Origin of the sequence: Antarcticimicrobium luteum (assembly GCF_004358185.1) — a bacterium.
GTDB lineage: Bacteria > Pseudomonadota > Alphaproteobacteria > Rhodobacterales > Rhodobacteraceae > Antarcticimicrobium > Antarcticimicrobium luteum.
In genome coordinates, this window is sequence record NZ_SMUV01000073.1 from 1 (window position 1) to 14,487 (window position 14,487).

14 protein-coding genes are annotated in these 14,487 nt (G+C 68.8%); 9 read left to right on the plus strand and 5 right to left on the minus strand.

Annotation, left to right across the window (positions count from 1 at the left end; translation table 11 throughout):
* From E1832_RS18455 to E1832_RS18470, 4 genes are all read left to right on the plus strand, one after another.
* Positions 1-392 (plus strand): acyl carrier protein (locus E1832_RS18455; protein ID WP_133361258.1); only part of this gene is annotated, 392 nt, incomplete at its 5' end.
* Positions 389-1,087: a 4'-phosphopantetheinyl transferase family protein gene (locus E1832_RS18460; protein ID WP_133361259.1), complete on the plus strand. Its 699-nt coding sequence runs from the start codon at positions 389-391 to the stop codon at positions 1,085-1,087. The genes E1832_RS18455 and E1832_RS18460, both read left to right, overlap by 4 nt.
* Positions 1,088-1,154: 67 nt before the next feature.
* Positions 1,155-2,108, plus strand: a complete 954-nt coding sequence (locus E1832_RS18465) for a hypothetical protein (RefSeq protein ID WP_133361260.1) — start codon at positions 1,155-1,157, stop codon at positions 2,106-2,108.
* Complete coding sequence (locus tag E1832_RS18470; protein WP_133361261.1) at positions 2,105-3,859, plus strand: hypothetical protein; 1,755 nt, start codon at positions 2,105-2,107, stop codon at positions 3,857-3,859. Before E1832_RS18465 ends, E1832_RS18470 begins: the two co-directional genes overlap by 4 nt.
* Here E1832_RS18470 and E1832_RS18475 read toward each other — a convergent pair.
* On the minus strand, positions 3,843-5,063 hold the full coding sequence (locus E1832_RS18475) for a glycosyltransferase (RefSeq protein WP_133361262.1): 1,221 nt from the start codon (positions 5,061-5,063) through the stop codon (positions 3,843-3,845). The two genes, E1832_RS18470 and E1832_RS18475, sit on opposite strands and share 17 nt — an antisense overlap.
* Positions 5,064-5,313: 250 nt before the next feature.
* Between E1832_RS18475 and E1832_RS18480 the strand changes: the two genes are divergently transcribed.
* Positions 5,314-6,678, plus strand: a complete 1,365-nt coding sequence (locus E1832_RS18480; RefSeq protein ID WP_133361263.1) for an oligosaccharide flippase family protein — start codon at positions 5,314-5,316, stop codon at positions 6,676-6,678.
* A 24-nt stretch (positions 6,679-6,702) separates the two neighbouring features.
* Here E1832_RS18480 and E1832_RS18485 read toward each other — a convergent pair whose 3' ends face one another.
* The 3 genes from E1832_RS18485 to E1832_RS18495 all read right to left on the minus strand — a co-directional run bounded on the left by E1832_RS18485 (position 6,703) and on the right by E1832_RS18495 (position 9,802).
* The gene (locus tag E1832_RS18485; protein WP_133361264.1) at positions 6,703-7,986 is read right to left on the minus strand and encodes a GumC domain-containing protein; all 1,284 of its coding nucleotides are present in this window, start codon (positions 7,984-7,986) and stop codon (positions 6,703-6,705) included.
* A gap of 222 nt (positions 7,987-8,208) precedes the next feature.
* Complete coding sequence (locus E1832_RS18490; protein WP_133361265.1) at positions 8,209-9,078, minus strand: CpsD/CapB family tyrosine-protein kinase; 870 nt, start codon at positions 9,076-9,078, stop codon at positions 8,209-8,211.
* Between the two features lie 40 nt (positions 9,079-9,118).
* Positions 9,119-9,802 (minus strand): sugar transferase, encoded by a 684-nt coding sequence (locus E1832_RS18495; protein ID WP_133361266.1) that lies wholly within the window; start codon positions 9,800-9,802, stop codon positions 9,119-9,121.
* Positions 9,803-10,440: 638 nt separating this feature from the next.
* Here E1832_RS18495 and E1832_RS18500 point away from each other — a divergent pair.
* A complete protein-coding gene (locus E1832_RS18500; RefSeq protein ID WP_133361267.1) occupies positions 10,441-10,749 on the plus strand; it encodes an EthD family reductase in 309 nt (102 codons plus the stop codon).
* A 9-nt stretch (positions 10,750-10,758) separates the two neighbouring features.
* Positions 10,759-11,622: a 2-dehydro-3-deoxygalactonokinase gene (locus E1832_RS18505; RefSeq protein ID WP_133361268.1), complete on the plus strand. Its 864-nt coding sequence runs from the start codon at positions 10,759-10,761 to the stop codon at positions 11,620-11,622.
* Between the two features lie 7 nt (positions 11,623-11,629).
* Here E1832_RS18505 and E1832_RS18510 read toward each other — a convergent pair whose 3' ends face one another.
* The gene (locus E1832_RS18510; RefSeq protein WP_133361269.1) at positions 11,630-12,157 is read right to left on the minus strand and encodes a thioesterase family protein; all 528 of its coding nucleotides are present in this window, start codon (positions 12,155-12,157) and stop codon (positions 11,630-11,632) included.
* Between the two features lie 132 nt (positions 12,158-12,289).
* Here E1832_RS18510 and E1832_RS18515 point away from each other — a divergent pair, with 132 nt between their 5' ends.
* The gene (locus E1832_RS18515; protein ID WP_133361270.1) at positions 12,290-13,747 is read left to right on the plus strand and encodes an amidase; all 1,458 of its coding nucleotides are present in this window, start codon (positions 12,290-12,292) and stop codon (positions 13,745-13,747) included.
* Positions 13,748-13,777: 30 nt separating this feature from the next.
* Positions 13,778-14,485: an ABC transporter ATP-binding protein gene (locus E1832_RS18520; protein ID WP_133361271.1), complete on the plus strand. Its 708-nt coding sequence runs from the start codon at positions 13,778-13,780 to the stop codon at positions 14,483-14,485.
* Positions 14,486-14,487: the final 2 nt, after the last annotated feature.

Consider the following 14,487-nt stretch of genomic DNA (forward strand, 5'->3'; position numbering starts at 1 on the left):
ACCCGGCCCCGGCGCGCGCGCCGCGTCCGGCGGCGGGCGCGGCGCCGGTTGCCCCGCCGGCGGGCAACGGGCCGCAGGCGCAGATCGCGGCGATCTGGGGCCGTATCCTGGGCCTCGACCCCGCCGGGATCGGGGCGGGGGACAATTTCTTTGCCCTCGGCGGCCATTCCCTGCTGGCGGTGCAGGCCCATCGCGAGATCCGCAGCACGCTGGGCCGGCCGGATCTGTCGATCACCGACATCTTCCGCTTTCCCACGCTGGGCGGGCTGGCCGGGCATCTGGATGCCGGCGGCACCGAGCCGGAACCGCCCGTGGTCCCCGATCAGGACCGCAGCGAGACGATCTCGAAACGCCGCGCCATGCGCGACCGGCGGCGGATGCGCGCGGGATGAGCATGGCGGCGGCCCCCTCCCTCCATGAGGCCGACGCCTGGACGCTGGCCCGCCCCTTGCTGCCCGCGGCGGTGGTGCTGGCGGCCAGCGATCCCCGGGCGCCGCAGCCGCCGGCCCTGCCGGAAGAACGTGCCGCCCTGGCTCATGCGCGGCCCCGGCGTTTGCGCGAATTCGATGCCGGACGCGCCGCGGCACGCCGGGCGATGGCGCAGCTGGGCGTCCCCCCTGCCCCGGTCCTGCATGGCCCAGACCGCGCACCGGTCTGGCCCGGGGGACTGGCCGGGACGATCACCCATTGCGATACCGCCTGCCTTGCGGCGGTGGCCCGCGCCGAGAATTTCCGCGCCCTGGGCCTGGACCTGGAGGACGACAACCCGCTTGCCCCCGACCTGTTGGCCACCATCTGCACCCCGTCGGAGCTGGACCGCCTCGCCGCCGTGCCGCCGGGCCGGCGCGGCCAGATCGCCAAGCTGATCTTTTCCGCCAAGGAGGCCGCCTATAAGGCGCAATATCCGTTGAGCCGGACGCTGTTCGATTTCCAGACGCTGGAGATCGAATTGGATGCCGGGGGGGCCGGCCACTTCACCGCCCGGTTCCTGCGCGCCGTCGCCCCCTTTGCCGCCGGCAGCCGCCTTTCGGGCCGCTATGCCATCGGCGGCGGGCGGATCGTGACAGCGGTGGTGCTTGCGGCGTGAAACCCGACCCGATCCGCACTAGATCACAGGGACCGATACGTTCCAACCGCCAGAGGCCGCCCGCCCGATGACCCTCCGCCTGCTCGTTGTCCTCATCGCCGCCGCGCTGCTGCTTGCCGGGTCGGTCTGGTGGTACATGTCCAAACCCCGGACACCCGGCGCGGCTTCCGTCGCCGCCGCCTATGACACGCCGCTGACACCGCCGCCGGGACCGATCACCGTCTATCACCTGGGCCACAGCCTGGTTGGCCGCGACATGCCCGCGATGCTGGCGCAACTGGCCGGACCGGGCCACCGCTATGCGCTGCAACTGGGCTGGGGCACCACGCTGAAACAGCATTGGGAGCCGGATCTGGAGATCAACGGCTTCGAGGCCGAGAACGACACGCCACAATTCCGCCCCGCGCGCGTGGCCATCGGCTCGGGCGAGTACGATGCCGTGGTGCTGACCGAGATGGTCGAGTTGCGCGATGCGATCAAATACCACGACAGCGCGCGCTACCTGTCACAATGGGCCGATCTGGCCCGGCAGGCGGCGCCGGAAACCCGTGTCTATCTCTACGAGACCTGGCACCGGCTGGACGATCCGGAGGGCTGGCTCGACCGGCTCGACCGCGATCTGGAAGACTTGTGGGAAAACAAGGTTCTGCTGCCCGATCTGGCCGGTGGCGGCGCCGCGCGTCCGATCCACGTGATCCCGGCCGGTCAGGTCATGGCCGCTTTCGTGCGCGCGGTCGAGGCGGCGGGAGGCCTCGACAATATCGCCAGCCGCGACGACCTCTTCCGCCGCGACGAGGCCGGAAAGCGCGACGACATCCACCTCAACGACCTTGGCCATTACCTGGTGGCGCTGACCCACTACGCGGTCCTCTATGGCCGCAACCCGCAGGGCCTGCCGCGCCAGCTCGTCCGCGCCGACGGCACCGCCGCCACGGCGCCCGGCGCCGACTCCGCCCGGCTGATGCAACGGATCGTCTGGCAGGTCGTCACCACCTATCCCAAGACCGGAGTTGCCCCATGACCGGCCCGTTTCGTTTCGCCCTTCTCCTGCTTGCCACCTGCCTGACGCTCGCCACCGCCGCGCCGGCGCGGGAGAGCCGGACCGCCCCGCTGCTGCAACCCGACGACGGCACCCCGCCGCGCCCCGTGGGTCCGGTGCCGCTGGCCATCGGGCTGGCCACGGTCGCCGACTGGAGCGCCGAGCAACCCTTTGTCGACGTGATGAAGACGGCCCGGCCCTGGATCGGGCATCTGCCCGGCCAATGGGGCGGCGCCGGCCATGACGACCTGGCGCAGGCGGGCTATCTGGACGACAACGGCTGGCCGCTGGAAATCCCGCCCGAGCTGGGCTCGATCGGCACCGTGGTGCTGACCGACCTGCCGCAGGAGGCGACCAGCCTTGCCGGGCGCTATGTGCTGCGCTTCGAGGGCGACGGCATCCTCGAGGTGGGCGGCCGGGCGCGGAACGTCCGCTATGGCGCGAATGAGGTGCGATTTGACTATGCCCCCGGCTCCGGCCCGGTCGACATCCGCATCCAGCGCACCGACCGCAAGAAAACCGGCGACTACCTGCGCAACATCACCGTCGTGAAAGAGGACAATCTGCGCGTCTTCGAGGCCGGCGCGGTCTTCAACCCCGATTTCCTGCAGGTGCTCGAGGGGTTCGGCACGCTGCGCTTCATGGACTGGATGCAGACCAACGGGTCCGAACAGGCGCATTGGGCCGACCGGCCTCGGGTCGACGACTATACCTATGCCCTGCGCGGCGTGCCGGTCGAGGTGATGGTCGATCTGGCCAACCTGCTGGGGGTGAACCCCTGGTTCAACATGCCGCATCTGGCCGACGACGACTATGTCCGCCGCTTTGCGACGCTGGTGCAGGGCACCCTCTGGCCCGATCTGGCGGCCTATGTGGAGTTTTCCAACGAGGTCTGGAACTGGCAGTTCGAACAGGCCCAATGGGCCGACCGCATGGCGCGGGCGCGCTGGGGCAAGGACAACGGCTGGGTGCAGTACTATGCCCTGCGCGCCAGCGAGGTGGCGGCGATCTGGTCCGGGGTCTACGGCGCCGATGCGGAGACGCGGCTGGTCAACGTGATCTCGACCCAGACCGGCTGGATGGGGCTGGAGGACAACATCCTCACCCCCTCGCGCCTGATGCGCGAACAGCCGGACCGGGCGCCCATCGCCAGCTATTTCGACGCCTATGCGATCACCGGCTATTTCGGTCATTCGCTGGGCCGGAACAGCCGCGCGCCGATGGTGCGCGAATGGATCGAGGACAGCCGCGCGCTGGCCGAGCGGGCGGCCGAACAGCAGGGGCTGACCGAGGCGGCACGCGCGGCCTATGTCGCGGCGCATCAATACGACGTGGCCACCGCCCTCGCCTGGGCCGAACTGCGCGACGGGCTGAGCAGCGGCGAACAAGAGAGCACACTGGCGCAACTGGTGAACACGCTGTTCCCCTATCACGCCGGGGTGGCGGCAGCGCACCGGCTCGACCTCATCATGTACGAGGGGGGCACCCATCTGCTTGGCCAGGGCGAGGCGATGGAGGACGAAACCCTCACAGATTTCTTCATTCACATCAATTACAGCGCCGAGATGGGCGCACTTTATACCGAGCTGATCAATGGCTGGCAGGCGACGGGCGGCAAGCTGTTCAACGTCTTTCTGGACGTCGCCGCACCCAGCAAATGGGGCAGCTGGGGCACGCTGCGGCACCTGTCCGACGACAATCCGCGCTGGGACGCGGTCAGGGCGTTTCAGTAACCGCGCAGACAGCCGCAATATGGGCGGCGAGCCGCGCCGCCTCGGTCTCGGCATCGTGGCGAGCCAGCACCCGGGCGCGGCCCGCCTGCCCCATCGCCGTCAGCGCCGCGGGCGGGGTCGCGGCCATCTCTGCCACGGAATCGGTCAGCGCCTGCGCATCGCCCGCCGGCACCAGCCAGCCGGTTTCGCCCGGACGCACCAGCTCGGGTATGCCGGCGATATAGGTGGCGATCACCGGCCGCGCGGCGGCCATCGCCTCCATCACCACCATCGGCAGCCCCTCGGCGAAACTGGGCAGGATCAGCGCATGCGCCGCCGCCAGCTCGCGGCGCACGCCGGCCTCGTCGAGCCAGCCGGTGAGGGTGACCGCATCATCCAGCCCATGGGCGGCAATGGCGCGCTCCAGCGCGCCGCGCAGCTCGCCGTCGCCCACCAGCGTCAGGTGCAGACCGGGATGCGCCGCGTGCAGCGCCGCCATCGCCTCGATCAGCAGCACCTGCCCCTTCTGTTCGGAAAACCGTCCGATGTTGACCAGCCGCAGCGGCCCGCCCGGCAGTGGCGTGGGATCGGCGAAGGCGCCCGGCTCGATGCCGCAATGGACCACCTTTATCCGCTCCCAGGTCTCGAACGCGGCCCAGCGGCACAGCTGGCTGCGGCCGAACTGGCTGATCGCCACGGCAAAGGCGGAACGGTCCAGCTTGTCGCCCAGCGACAGCGCGGCGGGCGCGTCGAACTCTTCGGGGCCATGGGTGGTGAAACTGTAGCCCGGCCCGCCCAACGCATGGGCCAGCATCGCAACCGTGGTGGCGTTGGTGCCGAAATGGGCGTGCATATGCGCCACCCCTTCGGCGGCGCAGCGGTTGGCCACCTCTGCCGCCTCGGCCAGATAGATCAGATGGCGCAGCACCCCCACCTGCGAGGCGCGCCCGGCGCGGATCGCCTGCCGCAGCGCCGCCCAGGTGCGCCCCGGATGGCGCAGGGCGCGGCCCGCCAGCGCCAACAGAAGCCGGCCGGCGCCACGCTCCAGCACATATTGCGTCTGCGCCTCCTCCTCGCGGTCCTGGGCGTCGACCAGCGGCAGCGCGCTGCGCCGCATCGCCAGCCGCAGCACCTGCGAACCGCCCCGCTCCAGCGCCCGCACCTCACGGCGGATGAAGCTGTGCGAGGGCAAGGGATAGGTGTTCAGCACATATGCGATCTTCACGGGGCGCGACCTTTGCGGCGGAGTGTAACCTTCCTAACCGCTGGCGGCGCATGAGGAAAGCCGCGCGCGCCGTGCCGCCGCCCGGGCCGCCCGATTGTTTCGCCCCGCTTCGGAATGGCGGGCCCCGCCCCGATCTTCCGCCGCAAGCGCAACAGATGCGCCGCCGTTTCCGGGCCGGACCGTTGGCCGATTGACCCCCCCGCAACCGCGCCCTAGCCTGCGGCCGGACCCAGCAAGAGATCGGCCCCGCGTGACCCGAGTCATTTCCGCATTCAAAGGCACCGGACTGATGGCGCGCGCGCTGCGCAGCATGGCTTGGCTGATGATGAAATACGGCGGCGCGCAGGGGCTGCGGCTGCTCTCGAACCTGGTCCTGACCCGGCTGCTCTATCCCGAGGCGTTCGGTCTGATGGCGCTGGTCTCGGTGGTGACGGTGGGGCTGGCGCTGTTTTCCGACATCGGGCTGGGCCCCGCGATCCAGCAGAACCCGCGCGGCGACGATCCGGAGTTTCTCGATACCGCCTGGGTGTTGCAGATCACCCGTGGAATCGGGCTGTGGCTGGGCACCTGCGCCCTGGCGCTGCCCGCGGCGCAGTTCTATGGCGAGCCGTCGCTGGCCTATTTCCTGCCGCTGGCCGGGCTGGCCTCGATCTTCAACGGGTTCGCCCCGACCAAGATCGAAACCGCCCACCGCCACCTGCTGCTGGGCCGGCTGACCGCGCTCGAGCTGGCCTCGCAGGCGATCGGCATCGGCGCCATGGTGGTGCTGGCGCTGATCACCCAATCGGTGACCGCGCTGGTTCTGGGCGGGGTGTTGCAGGCCGCCGCCCGGGTGGTGCTGACCAACCTGTTCCTGCCCGGACGCGGCAACCGCCTGCGCTGGAACCGCGAGATCGCGGGCGAACTGATGCGGTTCGGCAAGTGGATCTTTCTCAGCACCGCGCTGTGGTTCTTCACCAGCCAGGGCGACCGGGTGGTGCTGGGCCGTTACCTGTCGCTGGAGATGCTGGGGCTGTACAATATCGGCTTCTTTCTGGCCAGTTTCCCCACCATGTTGGGCCATTCGGTGACCGGCGGACTGATGATCCCGATCTACCGCGACCGCCCCGCACACGCCTCGCTGGAAAATTTCCGCAAGCAGCGGCTGCTGCGCGCCGGTCTGGCCGGCGGCATCGCCGGACTGTCGATCGTGATGGCGCTGATCGGTCCCGCGCTGGTCGAGTTTCTGTATGACGACCGCTATCTCGCCTCGGCGCAGATCGTGACGCTGATGGCCTGCGCGATGGCCCCCTCAGCGCTGGCCATGACCTATGAGCAGGCGCCGCTGGCGGCGGGCGACAGCCGGTCGTATTTCATCTTTTCCACCGCCCGCGCGGTGACGCAGATCGGGCTGATCCTGACCGGGGTGATCTGGTACGGGCTGTTCGGCGCGATTCTGGCGATGGGGCTGACCAGCCTGCTTACCTATCCGGTGCTGGTCTGGCTGGCGCGGCGGCACCGGGTGTGGGATCCGCTGCTGGACCTGGTGTTCGCAATCGTGACCGGCACGCTCTGCGGGCTGGCGCTCTGGCTGCACTGGGACGAGGTGGCGGGGCTGATCGGGGTGATTTCCTGAACCGTCCATGCCCCGGATCCGGCCTCAGACCGCGTCGCGGGACCGGCGACGCCGTGTGGACCGGCGGCCGAAAATCCTCGCCAGCAGGCCGCGCCGGTGGATCCGCGTGTTCATCCGCGGCACCGAGACCACCGGCTTGATGCCCAGATCCCGCTCCATATGCGCGGCGGTGCGCATAACCGGGTTCCTCAACTCGGCCAGAAAGGCCACCCCCAGCGCCACGATAACGCTGACGAACGCACCGGCGATGGCCAGTTTCCGGCGGCTGCGGGTAAAGGGATAATCCGGCACCGTCGCCGGTTCGATCACCGTCAGTTGCTCGCCCTGGCCCTCGGTTTCCAGCCGATAGCCGACCTCGGCCTCGGTGCGGGCGGAGATAGCCGCGTTCAGTTCGGCCCGAACCTGTTCCAGCTCGCGCTCATAGGCGCCGATCTGCCGTTCGACCTGCGGCGAGGTCTGGATCGAGCTTTCCAGTTCGGCCTTGCGCGCCTCCAGCAGCCGCGTCTGCGCGTCGAGCGTGCCCAGTTCCTCTTCGAAATCGGCAATCTTGCGGTCCGCGGTGGCCTTGCGCGCGGTCTGCCGGACCTGATCCGCGGCGCGCTGAATCCGGATACGCTCGCGCGCGATGCTCAGCAGTTCCTGATTGATCGAGGCGATCTCGTCGCGGCGGAAATTCAGCGTTCCGGGAAGCGCCAGATCGTTGGCCTTGCGAAAGGCGGCCATGTCCTCGTCGATCCGGGCGACGCGCGCGCGCAATGTCTCTTCGCGCGCGGTGAAGAAGGCGAGCGTTTCGCGCGCCTGCTGAAGCCGGCCCTCGCGGCTGAGGTCGATGGTCTGGCGGGCGAATTCATGGGCGATCCGCTGCGCCAGCAACGCGCTGCGCATCTCGGCCTTGACGGTGAGGATCGACAGCGCGCCATCGCCGCTGCGGCCCTCACCCGCCGCCGCCTTGCTCTTGATCTGGACCGCGGTCCGCAGAACGTCGACCTTTTCATTGTCCGTCATCGACGGGTCGTCGGTGAAAAGGCCGTATCGCGAGATCACCTCCAGCACATTGTCGCGGGCCATCACGCGCTGCTCGATCGATTGCAGGCGCCGCGCCGCCGACCCCTCGACCGTGGTGCGCGCCAGATCGCCGGCGACCTTGGGCTGAACCACCTGGATCACCTCGACCGAGCGATAGAGGTGGCTTTGCGCCCCTGCCACCAGAACCGACAGCCCGCAGCCCAGTATCACCAGCAGCAAGATCAGACCCGCGCGCCGCCGCACCATGTCGAGAAAATCCGCAAAAGAAAGAATCGGACCCATGCACCCTACCTCAAATCCGCGCGGGGCTGCGCGCGCCCGCGTGCCGCCCGTTGTCCGCCCGTAATCCGGGCCGTTGCCCGGCACAACACCATAGCAAACAGGCGAAACTAAGGCGATTCCGGGATCGCCGCGCCAAAGACAGGGCGGTGGCGGCAACGGCAGCGGGCGGGCCAAAGGCGGTCAAAGGCGGGCCGAGACTGGCCTAGGCTGGCCGGCGCGCGCTCAGCGCGCCTGGTTCAGGACCACCCCCAGCAGCTCGGCCTGATCGCCCAGCAGCTCTTCGCAGGCGCGGATCTGGGCGGCGGTGGTCCGGGTGCCGTCGGCGACCAGCAGCAGCGCATCGACCTGCGGCAGGAACGCGGCGGCATCGTCAAAGGACAGAACCGGCGGCAGATCGTACAGAACCACATCCGGGTCCATCGTCAGGATCATGTCGTCCAGCGCCCGGGCGCAGCTGGGATCGTGCAGGGTTTCGGCCGCGTTGCGGTCAGGGCCGGCGGCAAGGCCCAGCGCCAGCCCGTTGGAGCAGCGCACCAAATGGTCTCCGGCGGGGCACTCCCCGCGCAGGAACGCCTCCATGTCCCCTTCCACCGGCAGCTCCAGCATCCGCGCAACCCCGGGGTCGCGGCGGTTCATGTCCATCAGGACGGTCCGGGTATCCGGCACGCGCGCCAGGCTGAGCGCGAGGTTCACCGCCGTGAAGGTCGCCCCGCACCCCGCGGTGGGCGCGGCGATCGCCACCCGGCGCCAGCCGTTGCTGCGCAGGGTGTGCATCAGCCGCGTGCGCAGCAGGTCAAAGGCACGGGCGGCGGGATCCTCGCGGAACAGGCTGACCAGCGGCTTGGGCTGAGCCTTTGCGTCGCGCAGGCCCGGCTTGACCCGGCGCAGCCGGTCCCAGGCATCCGGCAGCGTGGCCGGCAGATTGTGGACCGACGGTTGCACGTGAAGCGCCTCCTCGGCCTGACGGCGGGCCGCCTTGCGCCGGAAAATTTTTCGCTTTTCGCGGGCCATCCGTTCCGTTTCGCTCATCCCCGCCAGCGGCAGAACCATGCCTTCGCCAGTGGCCATTTCCGTATCAAGATAGTCTCGCATGCCCTGTCCTCCAAACCTGCGTTGCGGCGGAAAGCGCCTGTCAAATTCCGGTACGACGGGCCACCACGGCCAGCGTGCGAACCATCAGCTTCAGGTCGCGTCCCAGCGACAGCGAGCGGCAATAGGCGGCATCGATCCGGGCACGGTAGGTGAATTCCTTGTCGTTGCGCATCGAGACCTGCCAAAGCCCGGTGATGCCGGGGCGCAGCGCCTCGTAGAAGGCGGCATCGCCGTAAAGGCGCCGTTGTTCCGGCAGCATCGGGCGCGGGCCAACCAGGCTCATCTCGCCCTTGAGCACGTTCCACAGCTGCGGCAGCTCGTCGAAAGAGGTCGCGCGCAGAATCCGGCCCATCGGCGTGATGCGCGGATCGTTGCGCAGCTTTTGCGCGTGGTTCCACTCGTCGCGGATCGCCGGGTCCGTGGCCAGCAGATGGGCCAGCCGGGCATCGGCATCGCGCACCATCGTGCGCAGCTTGGCGATCGAGAACCGGCGTCCACGCTGCCCCACGCGGTCCTGCCAGTAGAACGGCTGGCCGCCTTCCATCCACAGCGCCAGCGCACAGAGCGCGATCAGCGGCAGGGTCAGCGGCAGGGTCAGCAGGACCAGAACGATATCCAGCGCCCGCTTGCCGGCGCGCGCATACCATCCCTCGGTGGACCGCGACGCGATCGCTTCCGCATAGCCGGGAAACGGGCGGTCGAGGTTGGCGGGCGCCGAAATCATGAACCGCATCCTGTGGCGCCGGGGCGCGGGGGGGAAACGCAGTGCAGCGCCTTGCGAAAAATAGACTCTTTCCATTACCGTGCTCTCCTGACAGATGGCCGCACACCGCATGCTGCGGACAGCCCGGCCTGTCGCACTCAATTCACACTCAATGTTCTGGTACCCGTCCAAGCAGCTCGGCCGGGCCTTCAGGTGCGGATCTCAGACCCCGGTGCCCCCCACAGACAAACCGGTTGATCCGCTGGCAAAATCAGGTCTGGTTGTTGCCCTGTTTTTGCCATGATTGAATTTACCACTGACATATAGACTTTTAACAACTACGGCGGAAACAGTCTGTTTCCACCCTGAAACGGCCACAAAGTTGCCTAATTCTCAGTAATCTAGGTCACCATTCCCTCTGTTTCCAGATGATTGTTCAGATTTTGGAAACCTTGACGGCCTCAGAATCGGTTAACAGGTTTTCGAATGTGGCGGCCTTGCCTTGGGGTCGGACCCCGCGCCGAACTGTGGCACAATAAGGGCGGCGCCGGTCGGCGTGGCCGCGCTCCTGATCCTGACCCTTGCCCGGATGGCGGCGGATGTGACATGCAAAGGTCAGTCTTCGCGGCATCGGGCCGCGGCACAGGAGAGGAACCGCCATGTCTCTTTCGCTTCAGGTCATCTACCCGATCTCGGACGGCACGCATTTCGACTATGACTATTACCTCGGCACGCATATGCCGCTGGTCGCCGAGCACATGGGTCCGCATATCGAACGGACGCTGGTGACGCGGGGCGTTTCCGGCGGGCCGGACACACCGCCGGGCTTTTACGCGGTTGCGACCATCGTCTTCGCCGACAAGGAGGCGATGGGCGCGGCGATGCGGGCCTCGGCCCCGGTGATGCAGGATGTGGCCAATTTCACCGATGTTCAGCCGCAGGTTCTGGTCGGCGACGTGATCGCATAGGCGCCGGCGATGACGGCAGGTTCAGACAGTGCGGCCTGGTGCGCCGTCGACCTGACCCCGGGGCGTGCGCGGGCCTGGCATCTGCTGGGCGAAACCGTCACCGGAACCCGTCAGATCGAGATGCCGGACGAGGGCCCGGGCGGGCAGAGCGCGGTGGATCTTCTGCGCCGGCTCTGCGACGGGATGCCGGCCATGGTCTGCGGGCCGGGCCTCGGCGCGGCTGCCGTCGCGGTGCCCGCGAAACCGGGAATGATCGTGCCGGTGCCGCTGGCCGATGGGCTGGTCCATGCCCTGCCCGGTCTGCGCCAGGACAGCCCGCCGGCGCTGATGGACGCGGACGCGGCGCGCATCGCCGGCTTTCTCGCGCTCAATCCGCGCTGGGACGGGGTGATCTGCCTGCCGGGTCAGGTGACACACTGGGCTCAGATCAGCGCCGATGAGGTGGTAAGTTTTCAAAGTTTCCTGACCGGCGAGACGGCGACCGCGCTGGCTGCGGCCCCTTCGCTGCGCGCCGCCGGTGCCGGCGAGGGCTGGGACAACGCCGCCTTTGGCGCGGCGCTGGAGACGGCGATGTCGCGGCCCGAGCGGCTGGCCGCCGGGCTGGCGGCGATCGCCGCCGAGGCGGTGCTGGACCGGCTCGGGCCGGGACAGGCGCGGGCGCGCCTTTACGGCCTGCTCACCGGTGCGGAACTGACTGCGGCGCGGCCCTACTGGCTGGGTCAGCAGGTGGCGCTGATCGGACCGGACGCGGCGGCGCGCCCCTATGCAGAGGCATTGCAGCGGCAGGGCGTGCCGACCACCCTCGCGGATGAGGCGCGGATGACGCTGGCCGGCCTTGTCGCCGCGCGGCGCCGGATTGCCGGGGCGGGCTGAGGCCGCCCTAGCTCTTGCGCCGCAGACCGATCGGCGCGCCGAGTTGGGCGGGCGGCTCCAGCCCGGCGTGGTCCTGTTTCATCCGGGCAAACCGTTGCACCGCCCAGTCGGGATAGTCGGTGGCGCGTCGGGCCGCGTGATCGACATTCATCGACACGGTTTCCTGGGTGGCGCAGACCGCGCCATCGGCGTCGCGGACCATCTCGGCAAAGACATGCAGCCGCTTGCGGTCGTGATCGATCAGCCGGAAGCGGACGGAAAACCCCTCGCCCTCGCGCAACTCGTCGAGAAAATGGGTATGGGCCTGCAGCACGAAGGAGCCCTGCCCGCTGCGCGCGACATAGTCCCAGCCGACGCCCAGATGCTCCTCGAACATCATGTCGGCGGCCAGATCGAAGGCGATCCCGTAATAGCCCACGTTCATGTGGCCGTTGGCATCGATCCAGTCGGGCTCGACCCTGCGGTCGGAAACCAGGATGGGGGCGGGATAGGGGCCGTCGTGGCCACTTTGCGGCGGGTGGGTCATATGCGTCATCATCTTCCTGTCTGAAACCGGCGGCACCTTGCCCCGGGGGCGCACGGGGGCCAACCCCCGCGGTTGCCTTTTTCCATCAAGCCGCCGAGGATGCCGGAAAACCAAGCTGTGCAGCACGAGGAGTGCCCGACGATGAAAGAGACCTATCTGCGGCAGGACGGCACCGGATTGGCCGGAATGGTAAGCAGCGGCGAGGCGACGGCAGAGGAGCTGCTGGATATCGCGCTGGAGCTGACCGAGGCGCTGAACCCGGCGCTGAACGCGGTGGTGATGCGGCGCGAGGAGGTGGCGCGCCAGGCGATCCGCGACGGGCTGCCCGAGGGGCCGTTTCGCGGCGTGCCCTTTCTGATCAAGGATCTGGGCGCCGAGGCGCGCGCCTATCCCACCAACAACGGCTCACGGCTGATGCGGGGGATGGAGTGGAGCTATGACTCCGAGATCTTCCTGCGGATGCAGGCGACCGGCGTGGTGACCTATGCGCGCACCGCCTCGCCCGAACTGGGGGTCGGGCCGGTGACCGAGGCGGGCGTCTATGACGGCCCCACCCGCAACCCATGGAACACCGGGCATACCTCCGGCGGCTCCTCCGGCGGGTCGGGGGCGGCGGTGGCGGCCGGCATCGTGCCGATGGCGCATGGCTCGGACGGCGGCGGATCGGTGCGCATCCCGGCCTCCTCCTGCGGGCTGGTGGGGTTCAAGCCGACCCGCGCGCGGCTGCCCGACGGGCCGGCCTCGGGCGAGGGCTGGGCCGGCATGGCGATCGACGGGGTGCTGACGCGCAGCCTGCGCGACAGCGCCGCGATGCTGGATGCCTGCGCCGGGCCGGATCTGGGCGCGCCCTATTGGGCGCCGCCGATGCAGGGCAGCTATATGGAGGCGATGCAACGCGATCCGGGCCAGCTGCGGGTGCGGTTCAGCCACGAGACTCTGAGCGGCGATCCGCTGCATCCCGACTGCGTCGCGGCGGTCGAGAAGACCGCGCGCCTGCTGCAGGATCTGGGCCACGAGGTCGCCGAGTTCCGCCCCGCCGCCGATCTGGATGTCGAGGCGATGATGCTGGCCTGGACCCGGATCGTCGCCTGCGGCACCGCGCTGAGCGTCGAAAAGGTGCTGAAGGGGCGGCCGCTCGACCCCGAAATGGTCGACGGGGTGACGCGCGGCGCAATCGCCTATGCGCGCGAGATTTCCGGCGCCGATTACCTCGACGCGGTGGGCGAGGTGCATGCCTTTGGCCGGCGCATGGCGCATGTGTTCCTGGACTGCGACGTACTGCTGACGCCGACGCTGGCCACGCCGCCGGCACGGGTCGGCCAGCTTGCCCCGGTGAACGAGGATTTCGTCGCCTATCGCAACGGGCCGGGCGGTGTGTTCGAATATTCGCCCTTCACCGCGATCTTCAACGCCAGCGGCCAGCCGGCGGTGTCGCTGCCACTGCACTGGAGCGCCGAGGATCTGCCGGTGGGGGTGCATCTGGCCATGGCCTTTGGTGAGGACGAGCGGCTGATATCGCTGTGCGGCCAGATCGAGCGCGCGGCGCCCTGGACCGACAAGCAGCTCAGCCTGATCCTGGGCGGTATCCGCCCGTCCTGATCCCGGGCAGCGCTGACAAAGGAGGCCCCGGTGCCCGACAGCACCTATACCACGCGCAACCTGCGCAAGATCTACGGCGAGGGACCGGCGGCCGTGCAGGCGCTGCGCGGCGTCTCGCTGGAGATCCCCGAGGGCGAGATCGTGGTGCTGCTGGGCCCCTCGGGCAGCGGCAAGTCCACCCTGCTGAACATTCTTGGCGGGCTGGATCGTGGCACCGACGGCGAGGTGTTCTTTCGCGACCGCGACCTCGCGGCGATGAGCGACAAGGAACTCACCCGCTATCGCCGGGATCATGTCGGGTTCGTCTTTCAGTTCTACAACCTGATGCCCAGCCTGACCGCGCGCGAAAATGTCGAGCTGGTGACCGAGATCTCCCGCGACCCGATGGACCCGGGCGCGGCGTTGGCGCTGGTCGGACTGGATAAGCGCGCCGATCACTTTCCCGCCCAGCTTTCGGGCGGCGAGCAGCAGCGCGTCGCCATTGCGCGGGCGCTGGCCAAGCAGCCGGACGTGTTGTTCTGCGACGAGCCCACAGGCGCGCTGGACAGCACCACCGGCCGCGCGGTGCTGCATGTGCTCAGGGAGGTGAACGAGAAGATGGGCACCACGGTGCTGATCGTGACCCATGCCGCCGCCCAGGCCGGCATGGCCGACCGGGTGATCCATTTCGCCGATGGCGATGTCCGTGAGGTCGTCGTCAACACGGCGAAATGTTCGCCCGACGATATCGAGTGGTAGGC